At 58.2% G+C, this 16,371-nt stretch carries 15 protein-coding genes; 9 read left to right on the top strand and 6 right to left on the bottom strand.

Annotation, left to right across the window (positions count from 1 at the left end):
- Positions 1 to 76 precede the first annotated feature (76 nt).
- A complete protein-coding gene (locus NWV12_RS18495; RefSeq protein WP_048979386.1) occupies positions 77 to 2,212 on the top strand; it encodes an ornithine decarboxylase in 2,136 nt (711 codons plus the stop codon).
- A gap of 108 nt (positions 2,213 to 2,320) precedes the next feature.
- Here the strand turns inward: NWV12_RS18495 and NWV12_RS18490 are convergent, their stop codons facing one another.
- Both NWV12_RS18490 and NWV12_RS18485 read right to left on the bottom strand, forming a co-directional pair.
- Positions 2,321 to 3,013, bottom strand: coding sequence for a response regulator (locus NWV12_RS18490; RefSeq protein WP_023309148.1), 693 nt, complete (start codon positions 3,011 to 3,013; stop codon positions 2,321 to 2,323).
- Positions 3,003 to 4,628 (bottom strand): sensor histidine kinase, encoded by a 1,626-nt coding sequence (locus tag NWV12_RS18485; protein WP_048979385.1) that lies wholly within the window; start codon positions 4,626 to 4,628, stop codon positions 3,003 to 3,005. The genes NWV12_RS18490 and NWV12_RS18485 overlap by 11 nt, the downstream gene beginning before the upstream one ends.
- Before the next feature lie 345 nt (positions 4,629 to 4,973).
- Here NWV12_RS18485 and NWV12_RS18480 point away from each other — a divergent pair, with 345 nt between their 5' ends.
- The 8 genes from NWV12_RS18480 to citG are packed head-to-tail and all read left to right on the top strand — an operon-like array spanning position 4,974 to position 12,282.
- On the top strand, positions 4,974 to 6,335 hold the full coding sequence (locus tag NWV12_RS18480; RefSeq protein ID WP_029740738.1) for a 2-hydroxycarboxylate transporter family protein: 1,362 nt from the start codon (positions 4,974 to 4,976) through the stop codon (positions 6,333 to 6,335).
- Between the two features lie 17 nt (positions 6,336 to 6,352).
- A complete protein-coding gene (locus tag NWV12_RS18475) occupies positions 6,353 to 7,216 on the top strand; it encodes a fumarylacetoacetate hydrolase family protein (RefSeq protein WP_047173579.1) in 864 nt (287 codons plus the stop codon).
- Between the two features lie 10 nt (positions 7,217 to 7,226).
- The gene (citC, locus tag NWV12_RS18470) at positions 7,227 to 8,249 is read left to right on the top strand and encodes a [citrate (pro-3S)-lyase] ligase (RefSeq protein WP_048979384.1); all 1,023 of its coding nucleotides are present in this window, start codon (positions 7,227 to 7,229) and stop codon (positions 8,247 to 8,249) included.
- 16 nt (positions 8,250 to 8,265) lie between these two features.
- On the top strand, positions 8,266 to 8,559 hold the full coding sequence (citD, locus tag NWV12_RS18465) for a citrate lyase acyl carrier protein (RefSeq protein ID WP_008499773.1): 294 nt from the start codon (positions 8,266 to 8,268) through the stop codon (positions 8,557 to 8,559).
- Positions 8,556 to 9,431, top strand: a complete 876-nt coding sequence (citE, locus tag NWV12_RS18460) for a citrate (pro-3S)-lyase subunit beta (protein WP_048979382.1) — start codon at positions 8,556 to 8,558, stop codon at positions 9,429 to 9,431. Before citD ends, citE begins: the two co-directional genes overlap by 4 nt.
- Before the next feature lie 10 nt (positions 9,432 to 9,441).
- Complete coding sequence (gene citF, locus NWV12_RS18455; protein WP_048979380.1) at positions 9,442 to 10,959, top strand: citrate lyase subunit alpha; 1,518 nt, start codon at positions 9,442 to 9,444, stop codon at positions 10,957 to 10,959.
- Between the two features lie 2 nt (positions 10,960 to 10,961).
- On the top strand, positions 10,962 to 11,501 hold the full coding sequence (citX, locus tag NWV12_RS18450; protein WP_048979379.1) for a citrate lyase holo-[acyl-carrier protein] synthase: 540 nt from the start codon (positions 10,962 to 10,964) through the stop codon (positions 11,499 to 11,501).
- Positions 11,479 to 12,282, top strand: a complete 804-nt coding sequence (gene citG / locus NWV12_RS18445; RefSeq protein ID WP_048979378.1) for a triphosphoribosyl-dephospho-CoA synthase CitG — start codon at positions 11,479 to 11,481, stop codon at positions 12,280 to 12,282. The genes citX and citG overlap by 23 nt, the downstream gene beginning before the upstream one ends.
- A 79-nt stretch (positions 12,283 to 12,361) precedes the next feature.
- Here the strand turns inward: citG and NWV12_RS18440 are convergent, their stop codons facing one another.
- From NWV12_RS18440 to mutY, 4 genes are all read right to left on the bottom strand, one after another.
- Positions 12,362 to 13,618, bottom strand: a complete 1,257-nt coding sequence (locus NWV12_RS18440) for a nucleoside permease (protein ID WP_029740744.1) — start codon at positions 13,616 to 13,618, stop codon at positions 12,362 to 12,364.
- Positions 13,619 to 13,843: 225 nt separating this feature from the next.
- Positions 13,844 to 14,920 carry a membrane-bound lytic murein transglycosylase MltC gene (mltC, locus tag NWV12_RS18435; RefSeq protein ID WP_033146615.1) on the bottom strand — a complete coding sequence of 359 codons (1,077 nt, stop codon included), beginning with the start codon at positions 14,918 to 14,920 and terminating at the stop codon, positions 13,844 to 13,846.
- Between the two features lie 56 nt (positions 14,921 to 14,976).
- The gene (locus NWV12_RS18430; protein WP_023309138.1) at positions 14,977 to 15,249 is read right to left on the bottom strand and encodes an oxidative damage protection protein; all 273 of its coding nucleotides are present in this window, start codon (positions 15,247 to 15,249) and stop codon (positions 14,977 to 14,979) included.
- Positions 15,250 to 15,275: 26 nt separating this feature from the next.
- A complete protein-coding gene (gene mutY, locus NWV12_RS18425) occupies positions 15,276 to 16,328 on the bottom strand; it encodes an A/G-specific adenine glycosylase (RefSeq protein ID WP_172620296.1) in 1,053 nt (350 codons plus the stop codon).
- Positions 16,329 to 16,371: the final 43 nt, after the last annotated feature.

Here is a 16,371-nt window from a genome sequence, read left to right as displayed (position 1 = left end):
CCTCAAAATAAAAGGTGACATTATTGCGCGAATTTTCTCCTCCCTGTCTCACCGCCCGGTGAGGGTAACTGCGCTTATGAAAACCATGAAAATTGCCGTCAGCCGCGAGCTGCTCTCCACTGTGTCTACGCACCGCGAAAAGGTGACGCTGGACAGCACTGATTTTACCGATGTGGCGGCCGTCGTCATCACAACAGCTGAAAGTCGCAGCGGCATTCTTGCACTGCTGAAACGCACGGGCTTTCATTTACCGGTGTTTATTTTCTCGCAGGAGCCAACGGACGTACCCGACGGCGCCACCGCGGTCATCTCGGGTAAAGCTCAGGAGTTTCTGGAACTGGAGAGCGCTGCCAGCCGTTACGAAGAGAATCTGCTGCCGCCTTTTTTCGACACCCTGAGCCAGTATGTGGAGATGGGCAACAGCACTTTCGCCTGTCCGGGCCACCAGCACGGGGCATTTTTCAAAAAACACCCGGCAGGGCGACAGTTCTATGATTTCTTCGGTGAGAACGTGTTTCGCGCCGATATGTGCAACGCCGACGTGAAGCTGGGCGATCTGCTGATCCACGAAGGGTCCGCCAAGCACGCGCAAAAGTTCGCGGCGAAAGTGTTCAACGCGGACAAAACCTACTTCGTGCTGAACGGCACCTCAGCGGCCAATAAGGTGGTGACCAACGCGCTGCTGACCCGCGGCGACCTGGTGCTGTTCGACCGCAATAACCACAAATCTAACCACCACGGAGCGCTGATCCAGGCGGGCGCCACGCCGGTTTATCTTGAGGCCGCGCGTAACCCGTTTGGCTTTATTGGCGGGATTGACGACCACTGCTTTGACGACGCCTATCTGCGGGATCTTATCCGCGAGGCGGCGCCGGAGAAGGCCGACGAGGCGCGCCCGTTCCGCCTGGCAATCATTCAGCTTGGCACCTACGACGGGACGATCTACAACGCCCGCCAGGTGATCGACAAGATCGGTCATCTCTGCGACTACATTCTCTTTGACTCCGCATGGGTGGGTTACGAGCAGTTTATTCCGATGATGGCGGAAACGTCCCCGCTCTTGCTGGAATTGAACGAGAACGATCCGGGAATTTTCGTGACCCAGTCGGTGCATAAACAGCAGGCCGGGTTCTCGCAAACGTCGCAGATCCATAAAAAGGATAACCACATTCGCGGTCAGGCGCGTTTCTGTCCGCACAAGCGGCTGAACAACGCGTTTATGCTGCATGCCTCCACTAGCCCGTTTTATCCGCTGTTCGCAGCGCTGGATGTGAATGCCAAGATCCACGAAGGTGAAAGCGGACGCAGGCTGTGGGCGGAGTGCGTCGAGCTGGGGATTGAAGCGCGCAAGGCGATCATTGCGAATTGCCATATGATCAAACCGTTTATCCCACCGGTGGTGGCGGGGCGGCCGTGGCAGGATCATCCGACGCACGCCATCGCCAGCGAGCTGCGCTTCTTCAGCTTTGAGCCGGGGGCCAAATGGCACGGCTTTGAGGGCTATGCCCGCGAGCAGTACTTTGTCGACCCGTGCAAGCTCCTGCTGACCACGCCGGGTATCGATGCTGAAACCGGGGAGTACACCGATTTCGGGATCCCGGCGACGATTCTGGCGCACTACCTGCGCGAAAACGGCATCGTGCCGGAGAAATGCGACCTCAATTCGATCCTGTTCCTGCTGACGCCTGCCGAAAGCAGCGAGAAGCTGGCGCAGCTGGTGGCGATGCTGGGCCAGTTCGAACAGCATATTGAAGACGATACGCCGCTGGCGGACGTGCTGCCGACGATCTTCCAGAAATACCCGGTGCGCTACCGGGATTATACCCTCCGCCAGCTGTGTCAGGAGATGCACGATCTCTACGTCAGCTTTGACGTGAAGGATCTGCAGAAGGCGATGTTCCGCAAGGAGAGCCTGCCTGAGGTAGTGATGAACCCGCAGGATGCGAACCGGGCCTATATTCGCGGTGACGTGGAGCTGGTTCGCATACGTGATGCCGCAGGGCGCATTGCTGCCGAAGGGGCGCTGCCCTATCCGCCGGGCGTGCTGTGCGTGGTGCCGGGTGAGGTCTGGGGCGGGGCGGTACAGCGTTACTTCCTCGCGCTGGAGGAGGGCATCAACCTGCTGCCGGGCTTCTCGCCGGAGCTGCAGGGGGTTTACAGCGAGAAGGATGCCGACGGGATTAAGCGGCTGTATGGGTATGTATTAAGGTAGCCCCCCCTCACCCTAACCCTCTCCCCAAAGGGGAGAGGGGATTGTACGGGGCCGTCTTTTCACCCTCGCCCCTTTGGGGAGAGGGCCGGGGTGAGGGGGAACGTTTCATCAAACCGCACTACGCTTGTACATCCTCCTCGGATGCCCAATCTTGCCGTACAGCATCTCCACCGTCAGAAAGCCCGCCTCTACGCAGTGCTCCAGATAGCGCCGGGTGGTGGTTTTGCTTAATCCCGTTTCGCTCACCACCTCATCCACGGTAAAGCAGTGCGTTGCCTTGTCGTTGAACAGCGTCTGCACCCGCGCCAGCGTATTTTCCTCAATGCCTTTACTGCCGTTGTCCAGGCGGTAGTTTTTCGCCTGTAGCTGATACAGCGAATCCACGTTCTGCTGGTCGACAATCTTCCACACGCGCTGCTGTTCCGCAAACTGCACAAACCGCTCCAGCGACTGGCTGAGCCGCTTCCAGGAGACGGGTTTGAGGATGTAGTCGAACGCGCCGTTGCGAATCGCCTGGCTGCAGGTGTCCATATCGCTGGCGGCGGTAATAAAAATCACCGAGCAGTTGGCGCGGGCCAGCATGGGGTTATTGATAAGCGAGATGCCTTTGCCATCCGGCAGATAGTTATCCAGCAGCATGAGCTGCGGCTGTTTGCTTTCAAGCTCTGCCTGGGCCGCAGCCAGCGACGAGGCAATGCCCACCAGCCTCAGACGCGGGTGTTTGCCTATCAGCTCCGCGTGCAGTTGCGCCAGTTCGTTCTCGTCTTCAACAATCAGTACGTCGATAAGTTCATGTTGCATAGTCGGTGTCTTCCAGTTGCCGGGCGATTCCCGTGGCCGGGATAAACAAGGAGAAAATGGCGCCGCGCGGGGTATTATCGGCAACTTCTATCGCGCCGCCAGCCTGTGTGACGTAGCTTTCGATCAGATACAGGCCAATCCCATGATCGCCGCGCGTTTTGGTGGTGATGCCGCGTTCAAAGATCCGGTCACGCATCTCCGGTGTAATGCCAACGCCCTGGTCGGCGACTTCAATAATCAGCTCCTTTTCGCTGAGCTTTATCAGCACTTCTACCGGCGCGTGGGGAAGCGGCGACCGCTGTGTCGCTTCGATGGCGTTATCCAGCAGGTTGCCAATAATCGAAATCAGCTCTTGCTCACCAAGGGGCAGGAACGGTCTGTCCAGCCGACAGCCCGGGTCGAAACACAGCTCGACGCCTTTCTCCCGCGCGCGGGCGGCTTTCCCCAGCAGCAGGCCGCACAGGGTCGGGGAACTGAAGCGCGAAGAGATAAAGTCCAGCAGCTCCTGGGCATGTTCCGACTGCGCCTGAATGTAGCTAATGGCTTCCTCATAGCGGCCCATATGCAGCAGGCCGGAGAGGGTGGTCATCCTGTTTAACTGCTCGTGGCGCATGATGCGCAGGTTATCGACATAGCGTTTTACCTGGCTGAGCTGGGCGCTCAGCGAGTCGATCTCGTTGCGATCGCGGAAGGTGATCACCCAGCCCTGCAGCGACCCCTCAAGCATGATGTGCACCCGGCTGGCAATCACCGTGAGATCGTTAAAACGGCAAATCTCGTCATGGGTATCTTTCGCCAGCATCGTCTGCGTGTCGAAGAACGGGACCGGATCGATCACCTGGCTTATCAGCTGTCCGCGCAGCTCGCGGGCCGGCTGGCTCAGGCCCAGCAGCTTGCGCGCCGCCTGGTTGATGACTTCAATCCGCCGCCGATCGTCAATGGCAATCACGCCTTCATAAATAGATTCCATCATCGCCTTCTGCTGGCGCACCAGCAGGCCGATCTCGCGCGGCTCAAGGGAGAAGATCTGCTTCTTGATGCTGCGGGTAAAGAACCAGGAGAAGATAAAGAGAGCGATCAGCAGCAGCACGGCGGCAATCAGGATATTGACCACTTTGCTGACGGTAATGGTATCAAGGTAGCTGGTCAGATAGCCTACCGAAACAATGCCGACCACCTGTCCGGCGGCGTTGAAGATGGGGGCTTTACTGCGCAGCGAAATGCCCAGCCCGCCTTTGCGAATGGTGGTGGTGCTTTTACCCTGCAATACGGCTTCATTGTCTCCGCCAACCAGGGTTGTGCCCACTCTGTCGGCAAAGACGGAGTGAAAAAGATGCTGCCCCTTATTATCACCAATCACAATAAAGCTGGCGTCACTGTGCGCAGAAATCTTCTGCATAAAATCATGGATGGCATTGATATTCTTTTGTTCAACTTCATTACGCAATGTCGGAATAAGCGCAATCTCTTCAGCCTGTATTTTGGCACGCGTACTCATTTCCTGATAAAGCTGTTTTCCGACGTCGGCATAATAATATCCGCCCAGCAGCGCGAAAAGCACCGAGAAAAAGGCAACCAGCGAAATAAACAGCTTAATCTGGAAAGAAACTTTCATAACTATCACGCGAGGTAGCAGCAAAGATCGCCAATATATCATCTTTTTTTGCGCTGACGCCCGCTTTGCCGAAAACTTGTGATCCCTTGCACAGCGGGCGCTGTAAAAGCGTTATGCTGAAGGCTAACGTGCTTCGGGCTTCCCGAACAAATGTTATTTGTTTGTTCAATTCGGAAAAGAAACCATAAAAACCACGGCAATAAATAAGGTGTAAATCACATTAAATAAAAGAAACCATTAAAACCATAGCTGCCATTAAAACTTCGCTTTTAATATGCCATTCCTCACATAAAGTAAGCCTTTGTGACTCTAAGCTGAACGCACAAAATAACCAAGGGGCTTATTATGAGCACAACTGACGATTCTTTCTCTGTTACCCACGACCCGATTGAAATTCAGCGGCCTTCGCTCAAAGAGCGCTGGTGGCATATTATGGATACCTGGAAAGTTGGGATTATTCCTCTGCCGCTGTTCGTTCTGGCGGGCGCACTGATTGCGATTGATTGCCTGGGCGGAAAACTGCCGAGCGATATCGTGGTCATGGTGGCAACGCTGGCCTTCTTCGGCTTTGCCTGCGGCGAGTTTGGCAAACGCCTGCCGATTGTCGGCAAGCTCGGCGCGGCGGCGATTTGCGCCACCTTTATCCCTTCCGCGCTGGTCTACTATGGCCTGCTGCCGGACGTGGTGGTCGAGTCCACCACCAAGTTCTACAAATCCACCAACATTCTCTATCTCTACATCTGCTGCATTATCGTCGGCAGCATCATGAGCATGAACCGCACGGTGCTGATTCAGGGCTTCCTGCGCATCTTCTTCCCGATGCTGTGCGGTGAAATCGTCGGCATGCTGGTGGGGATGGGCGTGGGCCTGGCGCTGGGTCTTGAGCCGTTCCAGATCTTCTTCTTTATCATTCTGCCGATTATGGCGGGCGGCGTCGGGGAAGGGGCGATCCCGCTTTCCATCGGCTATGCCACCCTGCTGCACATGGACCAGGGCGTGGCGCTCGGCCGCGTGCTGCCAATGGTAATGCTCGGCGGTCTGACGGCAATCATCATCTCCGGCTGCCTGAACCAGCTCGGTAAACGCTTCCCGCACCTGACCGGTGAAGGTCAGCTGATGCCTAACCGCGCGAATGCCGATGCCACCGTCTCTCAGCCTGCGTTTTCCGGCAAAGCGGACGTCACCACTATCGCCTCCGGCGCGCTGCTGGCGGTGCTGCTCTACATGCTGGGCATGCTCGGCCACAAGCTGATTGGCCTGCCAGCACCAGTTGGCATGCTGTTTATGGCGGTCCTGGTGAAACTCTGCAACGGCGCCTCTCCGCGTCTGCTGGAAGGCTCTCAGGTGGTGTACAAATTCTTCCAGACCTCCGTGACCTACCCAATCCTCTTCGCCGTCGGCGTGGCTATCACCCCGTGGCATGAACTGGTGGCGGCGTTCACCGTCAGCAACCTGTTGGTGATTGTCAGCACCGTTTCCGCACTGGTGGCAACCGGCTTCTTCGTCGGCAAAAAGATTGGTATGCACCCGATTGATGTCGCCATCGTCTCCTGCTGCCAGAGCGGCCAGGGCGGTACCGGCGACGTGGCGATCCTGACCGCAGGCAACCGTATGAGCCTGATGCCGTTCGCCCAGATTGCTACCCGTATCGGCGGGGCGATTAACGTCTCAGTCTCACTGCTGATTCTGGGCAACTTCCTCGTTTAAGTTTTCAGGAAAGAACAATGAAACTCGCAAGCTTTTTATACCAGGGAAAACGCAGCTACGGCATCGTCCAGGCCGACGGCGTGATTGATTTAGGCCGCCGTCTCGGCGACCGCTACAGCGACCTAAAGGCGCTGCTGCAGGGCAACGGGCTGGCGCAGGCCACCCGCTACCTGAACGATGCCGTGGACGTGCCGATGAGCGCCATCACCTTCTTACCGGTGATCGAGCAGCCGGAAAAGATCCTCTGCGTGGGCATGAACTATGCCGACAAGCGCAAGGAGTTTGACCAGCATAACCCGGCCCCGACGTTGTTTGTCCGCTTCCCGGATTCACAGACCGGCCACAACGAGCCGGTGCTGAAGCCGCGCCATTCAAGTGAATTCGACTATGAAGGCGAGCTGGCGGTGATCATCGGCAAAGGTGGGGAGAACATCAGCCGCGACGACGCCCTGCGCCACGTAGCGGGCTACAGCTGCTACATGGACGGCTCCGCCCGCGACTGGCAGCACACCTGGTTCACCGCCGGTAAAAACTGGCGCAAAACCGGCGCGTTTGGGCCGTGGATGGCGACGGCAGATGAGATCCCAGATCCGCACAGGCTTGCGATCCGCACCTGGCTGAACGGCCGCATGGTGCAGGAAGACAACACCAGCAGCATGATCCACAAGGTTGCGGAGCTGATCGAGTACATCAGCACCTTCACCCGCCTCAGCCCGGGCGATGTGATCATCACCGGATCCCCGGGCGGAGTGGGTAAAAAGCGCAATCCGCCGCTGTTTATGAAGGAAGGGGATCGCATTGAGGTGGAGATCGAGCATATCGGTCATCTGAGCAACGTGATCGTGGAAGCGCCAGCCGTCGGGCTTGCGGCAGCACATTAAGAAAGACGGCATGAACAGTCAACCCATCGATTTTCGCCACACCGTCGTGGCGAAACACCCGGAACGCTTAAGCCAGATCCGCTACCTGCTGGCAGACAGCGGCCTTGGCCTGGACAACGACATCACGCTGTTTGTCGAAGCCTGGTCCGGCTCGCAGCTGGTGGGTTGCGCAGGGCTTGCTGCCAACGTCATCAAATGCGTGGCGGTCAACGAGCAGCTTCGCGGCGAGAACCTCAGCGCGCGGCTGCTGGCAGAGGTGGAAAATGCGGCGCTGGAGTGCGGCCATTTTCACCTCTTCCTCTGCACCCGTCCGTGCAACCGGGAGCGCTTTGCCCGCAGCGGCTTCTGGCCGATTGCCCAGAGCGGAAACAACGCGGTGCTGATGGAGAACACCCCGCAGGGGATCGAACGCTACTGCCGTTCCCTGCGCGCGAAGCGCAAGTGCGGGGAGAACGTTGGCGCGATAGTGATGAACGCCAATCCGTTCACCCTCGGCCACCGCCATCTGGTGGAGCAGGCGGCGCAGCGGTGCGATGCCCTGCACCTGTTCGTGGTGCGTGAAGACGCCTCGTTCTTCCCGTTCAGCGCGCGCCTCGAGATGGTGCGCGCGGGCGTGGCGCATCTGCCGAACGTGTTGGTGCATGAAGGCTCGCAGTACATCATCTCCCGCGCCACCTTCCCGGCCTACTTCCTGAAGGAGACCGGCAAAGTGCAGCAGGCGTGGAGCGAGATCGATGTGCTGATCTTCCGGGACTTTATCGCCCCGGCGCTCGGCATCACGCACCGCTTCATCGGCTCGGAGCCGTTCTGCGATATCACCCGGCAGTACAACCAGACGCTGCACGACCTGCTGGCCTCGCATATCGAGGTGGTGGAAATGCCGCGCATCAAGTCCACCGGCAACGCCATATCAGCGTCAGAAGTGCGCCGCTTACTGAAGACACAGCAGTTTTCCCGGATCCGGGAGATTGTCCCGGACTCCACCTTCGCGCATCTCGAAACGCATTACCGTGCGAGTGCGGAAGTCGCTTAACTACCAGGAATTTATCATGAAAATTGTAAGGGAGGCGCTGGCCGGAACGCAGGAGTCCAGCGACCTGATGGTGAAAATCGCTCCCGCTCACGGCGAGCTGGAGATAGTCATCCACAGTGAAGTGATTAAGCAGTTTGGCGAGCAAATTCGCCAGGTGGTCAACGACACATTGCGCGCCATGAACGTGCACCAGGGATTAATTATTATTGAAGACAAAGGGGCGCTGGACTGTGTGATCCGCGCCCGCCTGCAAAGCGCGCTGATGCGTGCCGCCGATGAACAGGCCATCAACTGGGGGGCGCTGAAATGAGCAAACTCCGCCGCAGCATGCTGTTCCTGCCGGGCGCCAACGCCGCCATGCTCTCAACCGCCTTTATCTACCGTCCCGACTCCATCATGTTTGATCTTGAGGACGCCGTCGCCCTGCGCGAGAAGGATACCGCGCGCATGCTGGTGTTCCACGCCCTGCAGCACCCGATGTATCAGGATATCGAAACCGTGGTGCGTATTAACCCGCTCAGCACGCCGTTTGGCCTGCTGGATCTGGAAGCCGCCGTGCGGGCCGGCGTGGACGTGATCCGCCTGCCGAAAACCGACACGCCGGACGATATCTACGAGCTGGAAAGCCATCTCGAGCGTATCGAGCAGGAGTGCGCCCGCGAGGTTGGCTCCACCCGCGTGATGGCGGCGATTGAATCGGCCATTGGCGTCATCAACGCCGTGGCGATTGCCCGCAGCTCTCCGCGCCTCATCGGGATTGCGCTGGCCGCCTTTGACTACGTGATGGACATGCAGACCGAGCGCGGCGACGGCACCGAGCTGTTCTACGCCCGCTGTGCCGTGCTGCACGCCGCCCGCGCGGCGGGCATCGACGCCTTCGACGTGGTGTGGTCAGACGTTAACGACGAGGCCGGGTTCCTGCGCGAGGTCGATCTGATCCGCAAGATGGGCTTTAACGGCAAATCGCTGATTAACCCGCGCCAGATTGACCTGCTGCACAACGCCTACGCCCCGACGCAGGATGAGGTGGATCACGCCAAAAGGGTGATTGAGGCGGCAGAAGAGGGCGAGCGTAACGGCCTGGGCGTGGTGTCGCTCAACGGCAAAATGGTGGATGCACCGATTATTAACCACGCGCAGGTGGTGCTGGAGCGCGCGGCGGCCTCCGGCGTGCGTCGGTAAGGATAAAATAATGAATCAGACAGAACTTCTTCACGTGAACTTTCCCCATCTGCGGGACTTAAAACCGTTTGATAACGCCCACAGCGCCACGCCGTGGCTGTCGGACAGCGAGGCGAAGCACAGCCGCAAGCTCTGCGCCTCTGTTGAAGAGGCGGTTAAGCGTTGCGGCCTGCAGGACGGGATGACCATCTCCTTCCACCACGCGTTTCGCGAAGGCGACCGGGTGATCAACACCGTCGTGGCGCTGCTGGCGCGAATGGGCTTCAAAAACCTGACGCTGGCCTCCAGCTCGCTGATGACCTGTAACGACGCGCTGATCGAGCATATTGAAAGCGGCGTCATCACCCGGATTTACACCTCGGGCATGCGCGGCAGGCTGGCGGATGCCATCTCCCACGGGCTGATGGACGAGCCGGTGCAAATTCATTCCCACGGCGGGCGCGTGAAGCTGCTTCAGGACGGCGAGCTGAATATCGACGTAGCGTTTCTCGGCGTGCCGTGCAGCGATGAGTTTGGCAACGCCAACGGCACGCACGGTAAATCGTGCTGCGGGTCCCTGGGCTACGCGATGGTGGACGCGCACTTCGCCCGCAAGGTGGTGCTGCTGACCGAAGAGCTGGTGCCGTTCCCCAATATGCCCGCCAGCCTGGTGCAGGACCAGGTGGACTACATTGTGCAGGTCGAGAGCGTCGGCGACCCGGCGAAAATCAGCGTCGGCGCGGCGCGCGTCACCAGCAACCCGCGCGAGCTGATGATCGCCCGCTATGCGGCGGACGTGATTGAACACTCCGGCTACTTCAAACCGGGCTTCTCGATGCAGACGGGCTCCGGCGCGGCGGCGACCGCCTGCACGCGCTTTATGGAAGAGAAGATGGAGCGCAGCGGCGTGAAGGCGCGCTTTGCGCTCGGCGGCATCACCGGCAGCCTGGTGGATTTACACGAGAAGGGACTCATCGAAAAGCTGCTCGATACCCAGTGCTTTGACGGCCAGGCGGCGGCCTCGCTGGCGCGCAACCCGAACCACGTGGAGATCTCCACCAACGTTTACGCCAACCCTGGCAGCAAGGCTGCAAGCTGCGACCAGCTCGACGTGGTGATCCTCAGCGCGCTGGAAATCGACGTTGATTTCAACGTCAACGTTATCACCGGCTCCGACGGGGTGATGCGCGGCGCGTCCGGCGGACACTGCGACGTGGCCGCCGCGGCAAACCTGACCATCGTCGTTGCGCCGCTGCTGCGCAGCCGCATTCCAACGGTCGTGAAGCGCGTCACCACGCGCCTCACGCCGGGCGAAAGCATCGACGTGCTGGTCACCGACCACGGCATTGCGGTCAACCCGGCGCGCCCGGAGATCCGCGAGCGCCTGCTGGAAGCTGGGCTCAAAGTTGTAGATATCAGCGCGCTTTACGAGCGGGCGATTTCCCTGACGGGCGTACCGAAACCGATTGAATTTACCGACAAAATCGTCGGAGTGATCCGCTACCGCGACGGCAGCGTGATCGACACCGTGCGACAGGTAAAGGAGTAGTTATGACTATAGCGACACCCGTGCGGGCGGGTGTCAGCCTGGACGAACTGCTGGCGGCGAAAGAGCGCCGCGCAGCGCGCCAGGCTGACATGCTTGAGCACTATCAACAACCGGTCATTTCCCTCACGCTGGTCACGCCAGGGGAAATCAAAGACAGCCTGCGCTATCGCAATACCATGGGCGTGGCGCTGCAAATGTGCGACCAGCTGCTGTGGGAAAACCGCTGGCAGGTGCTGGACCGTCAGGTGCTGTGGCTCCCGACCGGGCCAGAAGCCCTGTGGTGCGTGGCCCATCCCGCGGTGGAAATCAAAGCGCACTGCGCGGATCTGGAGCAGACGCACCCGCTCGGCAGGCTGTGGGATCTGGACGTGATCTGCCCTCAGCACGGCCACGTCGGGCGCCAGTCGCTGGGGGCGAATCTCAGACGCTGCCTGATCTGCGACGAACCCGCTCATGCTTGTTCCCGTTCGCGCAATCACCCCGTTGAGCAGGTGGTTTCCCGCGTGGAGAAGACGATCGATGACTGGTTTGCTCGCGACTAAACCGCGCCCGGTTGACGTGCCCGCGCTTGCCGAGGCGGCGCTATGGCAGGAGCTGGAGCTGACGCCCAAGCCGGGGCTGGTGGACAAGCTCAATAACGGTTCCCATCGCGATATGGACCACGCGCTGTTCGTCCGCAGCATTGCGGCGATAACGCCGTGGTTTTCGCGCTTTGCCGAACTCGGTAACGCACATGCGGATAAATCCGCTGACGCACAGCTTCGCATTATCCGCCCGATGGGGATGGCCTGCGAGCAGGCGATGTACGCCGCGACGAACGGAGTGAACACCCACAAGGGCGGGATTTTTGCCCTGGGTTTACTGTGCTTCGCTGCCGGACGTGTGAAAAATATCTCCGCAGATAGCCTCTGTTGTGAGGTGAGTAACATCTGCAGCGGGCTGGTGTCGCGGGAACTGGCCGCGCGCAGCGGACAGGCGACGGCGGGCGAGCGGCAGTTTCAGCTGTACGGCTTAACCGGCGCGCGCGGAGAGGCGGAAAGCGGCTTTGCGACGGCGCGTAAGGCGCTGGCGCAGTGGAGCGGACTGTCGCTTCACGGTCTGCTGTTGCGCCTGATGGCGGTTAATCAGGACAGTAATCTCGTCTCACGCGGCGGCATTGAAGGGCTACGCTACGTTCAGGGATACGCGCGGGAATTACTGGCGAGTGGCTGGGATCGCGAGGCGCTGCTTAAGATGGATAAGGCATTGATTGAACGCAATCTGAGCCCGGGCGGCAGCGCGGATTTACTGTCAGTGGGGTGGGTGCTCTCTGCAATAAAATAGCCGGGTGGCGGCTTCGCCTTACCCGGCCTACGGTCTGGTTTTGTAGGCCCGGTAAGCGCAGCGCCACCGGGCACAACAATCAATGCGCTATCGGCTGCGCACCGTGCGGCTCGCGCACGTGCTTGTACTTGAACAGCGCGATGAACGCGAAGAACAGCACCAGCGAGTACGCCGCGAAGATCAGCCACACAGGCTGCCAGTTGGTGATGCCGTTGGTGGTGTACATCTCAACGACTTTACCGCTTACCACGCCGCCCAGAATACAGCCGAAGCCGTTGGTCATCATCAGGAACATACCCTGCGCGCTGGCGCGGATTTCAGGCTTCACCTCTTTTTCCACAAACACCGAACCAGAGATGTTGAAGAAGTCGAAGGCGCAGCCGTAAACAATCATCGACAGCACCAGCAGCACGGTACCAAACGCGCTCGGGTCACCGTAGGCGAACAGGCCAAAGCGCAACATCCATGCTGCGATACTGATCAGCATGACGTTTTTGATGCCGTAGCGGCTCAGGAAGAACGGGATGGTCAGGATGAACAGCGTCTCAGAGATCTGAGAGATGGACATCATCACCGACGCATGTTCAACGATAAAGCTGCCGGAGAACAGCGGGTTGTTATCGAAGCTGTGCAGGAAGGTGTTGCCGAACATGTTGGTGATCTGCAGCTCTGCGCCCAGCAGCATGGAGAAGATAAAGAAGATCGCCATGCGTTTGTTTTTAAACAGCGCGAACGCGTCCAGGCCGAGCATGGTGCTCCAGCTCTGGTTTTTCTGCTGGTTAGAGACCGGAATGGTTGGCAGCGTCAGGGTGAAGATCGCCAGCACTACGGAGAGCGCCGCACCGATATAGAGCTGCATATGGCTCAGTTCGAAGCCTGCGAAGCTCACCCCCCACATCGCCATGATAAAGCCGATGGTACCCCAGATACGGATTGGCGGGAAATCGGTCACGATATCCAAATCCGCGGATTTCAGGCGGTAGTAGGAGATGGTGTTGATCAGGCCAAGCGTTGGCATATAGGCCAGCGAGTTAAGCAGGATCACCATGAACATCGCCCCCGGCGTGGTCACCTGGGCTGCCATAAACAGCGTCCCCGCGCCCACCAGATGGCAAAGCATGTACAGCCATTTCGCACTCAACCATTTATCCGCCACGATGCCCAGCAGCGTTGGCATGAAGACAGCCGCAATACCGAGCGAGCTGTATACGGCACCGATTGACGCACCGTCGAACTTGAGCGTCACAAACATATAGGAGCCGAGTGTGGTCAGCCAGCTACCCCACAGGCAGAACTGCAGAAACGACAATATTTTAAGCTGCAGCTTAAGGTTCATGTTACTTTCCTCACAAGTGAGCGGGAGATATGTTGTTTTGGGAACATTCAGGGTTGTTATTTGATGCAATTCTATCAGTTGGCAACAATATGTTTTGTTACCTCCCGCAAAAAAATGCAATCCACATTAATTTGCAGTTTGGATTGTGATGCAAATAACATTTTCGTATGGGTGTTCAAGTTCCCTCTCCCTTTTGGGGAGAGGGTTAGGGTGAGGGGTAGTTTTCTAGCGACGACGATAGTTCTTCTGCGCCGTATTCACCTTATACAGATAGCGACGGGATTCCGCAGACGGGTGACGAGTGGTGAGGGTAGAGTAGACATCCCCCGGCGCCATGCTGTTGATGATGTTCGCGGCCTGCACTTTGTCATTCGAGAAGACGCGCAGCACGCTGCCCGCGCCGCCGTTATAGGCGGTGATCACCGCATAGCGGCGCGACGTTGGGTTATCAATTCCGCCCAGGTACACATTGTTCAGCATCGCCAGGTAGGCGGTGCCGGTATCAATGTTGCTCTGCGGATCGAACAGATAGCTGCGGCTCGGCGTGCCGGATTTCCCCTGCGCGCGGAAGACGTCTTTACCGGCGCTGTGCTGCACTACCTGCATCAGCCCCAGGGCGTCGGAACGGCTCACCGCGTATGGGTTAAACGAGGATTCGGTCTGCATAATCGCCAGAATCAGCGACTCATCCACGCCGTACTTGCGCGAGGCCTGACGCACCATCCCAATGTACTTATGCGCACGCTTGTCGAGGTGGTTCGGGACGAGGTTGATGGTGACGCTGTAGATAATCTTCAGACCGTTAGAGCGGCTTTTCAGGCGCGTCTGCAGCAGGTAGTCGGCAAATTTCGTGGCGCGACCTTCCCAGCGGATCGGCTGACCGGTCTGATCGACGACCTGGCCGTACAGGAACGGCTCTTTCGAGATAGTGATATCGTCGGCATCGGAGTAGAGATCGATAGAACCCGGATCGTCACCCATCAGCAGGGTTTTGACGATCGCCTGACGCAGTCGTGCCGCAGGGTCGGTGCCTGCAATGGTCTCAATCGTGATCGTACCCTCATCAAAGTTGATGTGGCTACGGGTCTGATAGGCGTCGGTGTACTTAACGTAGTCCTTAGGTCCGGCAATAAGAACTTCGTTAAATCCCCATATATTCTCGATGTTGTGGGCAAACTGCCCCATCAAAATGTCAAAACCGTTGGTGTCCTTGATCCAGGCTTCGTTGTAATCTTCGCCTTTTTTTGACGAACACGAGACAAGCAACGGCGCAACAAGGGCTAGCGCTAATAGTTTTTTCATCATTCCGGGAGTGCGTGTTGTGTTTGCTTTAACGGCGGGGTTTCCCCCGCACGCTGTTATTTTTCCGGTGGCGTATAGCCTTCGATGTGCACGTCTTTACCTTCGAACAGGAAGCTCACCATCTCCTGCTCCAGCAGCTTGCGGTGTTCCGGGTTCATCATGCTGAGTTTTTTCTCGTTGATCAGCATGGTCTGCTTTTTCTGCCACTGTCCCCAGGCTTCTTTGGAGATTTCATTGTAGATGCGTTTACCCAGGTCGCCCGGATAAAGCTGGAAATCCTGGCCTTCAGCGTCACGCTGCAGGAAAGTACAAAAAATCGTTCTGGCCATACTCATTCCTCTTTTTCTTGTCGATGCTAAACCATTGCACCGGCACGTAATTGCTGTAACAGGCGCTCCACGGGAGCCGCCAGTCCGACTGATGGCGGTTGCGCTAAGTTATACCAGAGAGCGGTGCCTTCATCCATGCGCGAGGCAAATGACGACACGGGAAGCCACATGGGTACAATATCCAGGTGGAAATGGCTGAACGTATGGCGAAACGCGGTCAGCTGCGTCAGGTTATCGGCAGCAATCCCGCGCTGTTTAAGCCATTCACGCAGCAAATCTTCATCTTCAAACTGTGGGAAGCAGTATAGACCACCCCACAGACCGCTCGGTGGACGCTGGGCGAGGAAGACCTCGTTGCCGTGCTGCATCAGCAGCATATAGCCGGTGCGCTCCGGCAGCGTCTGTTTGGGTTTCTTACCCGGATATTGCGCCCATGAATGGTTGGCATACGCCACGCAAAGATTATTCACCGGGCAGAGCTCGCATTTTGGTTTTGAGCGCGTGCAGACCATCGCGCCGAGATCCATCATCGCCTGGTTGAAACGCTCGACGCCGTTGGCCGGGGTGACCGCTTCACTTATTTCCCAAAGGCGTTTTTCGACGTCCTTCTTCCCCGGCCAGCCGTCGACGGCATAGCAGCGTGCCAGCACGCGCTTCACGTTGCCGTCGAGGATCGGGAAATGCTTGCCTAAAGACAGGGAGAGAATGGCGCCTGCGGTTGAACGTCCGACGCCGGGGAGATCGGCCACCTCATCGAAGGTTTCCGGGAATGTCCCGTTATGGCGCGTGGCAACCTGCTGTGCGGCCTTGTGAAGGTTACGCGCCCGGGCGTAATAGCCAAGACCGGTCCACAGATGAAGAACCTCGTCCAGCGGGGCGTTGGCCAGATCGGTCACCGTCGGGAAGCGCGCCATAAAACGCTCGAAGTAAGGAATAACCGTGGCGACCTGCGTTTGTTGCAACATCACCTCGGAGAGCCATACTTTGTAAGGCGTTTTTTCAATTTGCCAGGGCAGGGTTTTACGCCCGTATTTGTCGTACCAGTCCAGCACCTGGGCTGAAAATTGAGAGGCTTGCATGGTCATCGATTCGCATAATCAGGGACGCAGATTGCAGCACAGC

Origin of the sequence: Enterobacter sp. Crenshaw (assembly GCF_024734705.1) — a bacterium.
Lineage (GTDB): Bacteria > Pseudomonadota > Gammaproteobacteria > Enterobacterales > Enterobacteriaceae > Enterobacter > Enterobacter asburiae_B.
This window is presented reverse-complemented; position numbering and strand designations above follow the sequence as displayed.